General features: G+C 61.8%; 5 protein-coding genes. All 5 read left to right on the top strand.

Going from position 1 to position 3,144, the window contains the following annotated elements; genetic code table 11:
- A partial coding sequence (locus X760_RS0140710) for a type IV secretion system protein (RefSeq protein WP_031195568.1) occupies positions 1 to 172 on the top strand: 172 nt, incomplete at its 5' end.
- Positions 169 to 774, top strand: coding sequence for a TrbG/VirB9 family P-type conjugative transfer protein (locus X760_RS73465; RefSeq protein ID WP_023723246.1), 606 nt, complete (start codon positions 169 to 171; stop codon positions 772 to 774). The genes X760_RS0140710 and X760_RS73465, both read left to right, overlap by 4 nt.
- Positions 720 to 1,130: a TrbG/VirB9 family P-type conjugative transfer protein gene (locus X760_RS73460; protein WP_245278805.1), complete on the top strand. Its 411-nt coding sequence runs from the start codon at positions 720 to 722 to the stop codon at positions 1,128 to 1,130. The genes X760_RS73465 and X760_RS73460 overlap by 55 nt, the downstream gene beginning before the upstream one ends.
- Positions 1,130 to 2,593, top strand: a complete 1,464-nt coding sequence (gene virB10 / locus X760_RS73455) for a type IV secretion system protein VirB10 (protein ID WP_023723244.1) — start codon at positions 1,130 to 1,132, stop codon at positions 2,591 to 2,593. The genes X760_RS73460 and virB10 overlap by 1 nt, the downstream gene beginning before the upstream one ends.
- Before the next feature lie 92 nt (positions 2,594 to 2,685).
- On the top strand, positions 2,686 to 3,144 hold a 459-nt coding region (locus X760_RS73450), incomplete at its 3' end, for an ATPase, T2SS/T4P/T4SS family (protein ID WP_245278804.1).

Here is a 3,144-nt window from a genome sequence, read left to right as displayed (position 1 = left end):
GACGCGGCGGGACAATTCGTCCACCACCGACGATTGGGTGGCGGTGATAAAATTCCGCTACACCTCGACGCCGCTGAAGAACGAATGGCGTTTCGACAATCCGTTGGGATTTCAGGTTACGGACTACCGCCGCGATCAGGAATCGGCGCCCGCTGCGGGGAGCCTACAATGAGATGGCGCGTGGGCCTTGCGCTGTCGGCCGCCTTTCTGCTCGGCACAATGCACGACGCGGCCGCACGCGACGGCCGCATCCGATACGTCACCTTCAACAATGACGACGTGACGTCGGTGCGCGCAGCTCTGGGTATTTCGACGATGGTCGAGCTCAGCCCGACCGAAGTCATCGAAACCGTGTCGGCTGGCGACACGAAAGGCTGGTCGATCANGACGATGGTCGAGCTCAGCCCGACCGAAGTCATCGAAACCGTGTCGGCTGGCGACACGAAAGGCTGGTCGATCATCCCCAAACGCGGATCGCGATTTCTGTTCGTAAAGCCGCTGGAGCGCGATGCGTGGACCAACGTCAACGTCGTCACCAACCGGCGCGTCTATTCCTTGCTGCTGCAGGCAACCGACAATAGCCGTGACCGGGCATCGTTCCAGGTCCGGTTCAAATACCCGGACGAGGATATCAACGCGCGCCTGCTCTCACAGGCCAAAGAGANAATAGCCGTGACCGGGCATCCTTCCAGGTCCGGTTCAAATACCCGGACGAGGATATCAACGCGCGCCTGCTCTCACAGGCCAAAGAGAGCGCCGCCGATCCGGATTTGAAGGACCTGAACTATGCCGATCTCAATTACGACTATGCCTACAAGGGTGACGACAGCCTGAAGCCGCGTACCGTATTCGACGACGGCACGAAGGTGTTTCTGGAGTTCAAGGGTGACATTCCGGCGATTTTCGTTGTCGACGACAAGCGCCATGAGTCGCTGGTCAACGTTCGCACGCAGGGCAAATACACAGTCATCGACAAGGTCGCGCAGCAATTCACCTTGCGGGCCGATGGCAAGACGCTCTGCCTCTACAACCGGGCGCGACCCAACGCCATCGATCCGGTCGAGCAAGTCTACGGTCCAACGAAACTGACAGGCGGTTCCACCCTGTTCGGATCCAGCGGAGGGCGGTGATGACCCAGATCGATTATAACCAGCTGGACGGCAGCCCGACGGTCGCGCGCCGCGGTGCGGGCGTGGGTACCAGGATCGCCCTGGTCGCCCTCGGCGTGGTGCTGGTTGGCGCGTTGATATGGCTGAACTGGCCCCGGGAGCCGGTATCGCGCGATGTTCGCAGCGACGGCGAGGAAAACTTCAACCCGCCCGAATTCCGCCCGCCGGCGTTGAACGAACCGCCGCAACCTGCCGACGGCACCATCGAGCAGATTGTGGTGCCGCCACCGGCCGCCGACCAGAGCGGCGCGCAACAGGCTACCAATGTCGATCAGACCGTGCAGGAGGGCGCGGATCTCGATGCGCAGCGGCGCGCGCTGGAGGCGCAAATGGCGGCAGAGGAGGCTCGCCGCAAGGCCGAGGCGGAAGAAGCCCGCCGCGAAGCCGCGGCAGAGGAAGAGGCTCGCCGTAAGGCAGAGGCCGCCGAGCGCGAAAAAGCGGTGTGGGAACGCCTGCGCTCGAACCAGATGGTGACGAATGATCAAACCGGCTCGACGGATGCCGGCGCCCAGGCGGCGCAGGTCGAGATCGCGCCCGACGGTCAGATCATTCCGGTCCCCGGCGCCGACAGTGATCCCAACAAGGCCTTCCTAGCGCAGTCTGAGGCAAGTTCTTCCGGCATCGTCAAAGCCAGGGTCTTCCGGCGTACTGACGCGTTGATCCCTGAAGGAACGATCATTCGCGGCTATTTGGAAACCGCGATTAACACGGATCTTCCCGGTGCCGTGCGCGCTGTCGTGCGCGAGGATGTCTTCTCGCTCGACGGCAGGCGGATCCTCATTCCGAAGGGCTCGCGCCTGACCGGGGAATACCGCTCAGGACTCGCGCGCGGTCAAAAGCGGGTTTTCATCGTCTGGAGCAGGGTCATCCGCTCGGACGGCATTTCCGTCGATATCAAGTCGCCTGGGGCAGACGCGCTCGGCCGCAGCGGCATGGGCGGACGTGTCGATACGCACTGGGTTGAACGCTACGGCAACGCCATCATGCTTTCCGTCGTTGGCGGTGTCTCTGAATATCTGTCCTCGCTTGGAGATAGCGGCCAGAATGGACAACAGCGCCAGGTGTCGACGGTCGATCCCGTGACCGGTGAGACCACGACCGTAACTTATGGCGGCAATGGCTCGCAGCGCGACGCGCGCAGCATCGCCTTCGACAAATCATCGACCGCCCTTCAGCAACTCGCGCAAGAGGCGTTTCGTGACACGCAGAACATTGGCCCGACGGTCTACGTCGACCAGGGCACATCGGTCGTCGTGCTGGTGCGGCGAGATCTCGATTTCTCGGATTTGTACGCTGATCCCGTTCAGGAAGAAGTTGCACGCCTGAAGGCAGGTGGGCGACCGAAGACGGCGATCGATCCGACGCCTCTCTACACGACGCCAAAGGATAATTTCTATCCCGGCTATGGGAGCCCGGTGAAATGAATGCCGTGCATCCCCTCCCCGACCCTTGGGCGAGAGCCCCGGTCCTGCGCGCTCATCTGGAACCGATATGGTCCTATTTGAACGAAGATGCAGTGTCCGAGATTGCGATCAACAGGCCGGGTGAACTGTTCATCGAACGCCTCGGCGCGAAGGAAATGGAGCACGTCGTCAAGCGCGAGGTTACGTCCGGCTGGATTAGGCATATCTCAACGGGCGTCGCCTCGGCGACAAATCAGGTGATCAACGAAGAAAGGCCGGTCCTGTCGGCCGCTCTACCCTCGGGTGAGCGCATCCAATGCGTCTTGCCGCCCGCGGCTCCCGAAGGCGGGGCGATCTCTATCCGCAAGCAGGTCATCATGGATATGAGCCTTGCTGCCTACAAGGATCTCGGCGCCTTCGAGGACACGGCAATGGGCAGCGGCCTTGCGCTTTCAATCGAAGAAAAGCGACTCGTCGAGATGTTGCACGACACGTCGCCGATGGACTTCCTGCAATACGCGGTGCGCAACCGCGTCTCGATCGTGGTTTCAGGCGGCACGTCAACCGGCAAG

Origin of the sequence: Mesorhizobium sp. LSHC420B00, assembly GCF_000503055.1 — a bacterium.
Lineage (GTDB): Bacteria > Pseudomonadota > Alphaproteobacteria > Rhizobiales > Rhizobiaceae > Mesorhizobium.
Note: the sequence above shows the minus strand (reverse complement) of the source record. Positions and strands in the feature narration are given on the sequence as shown.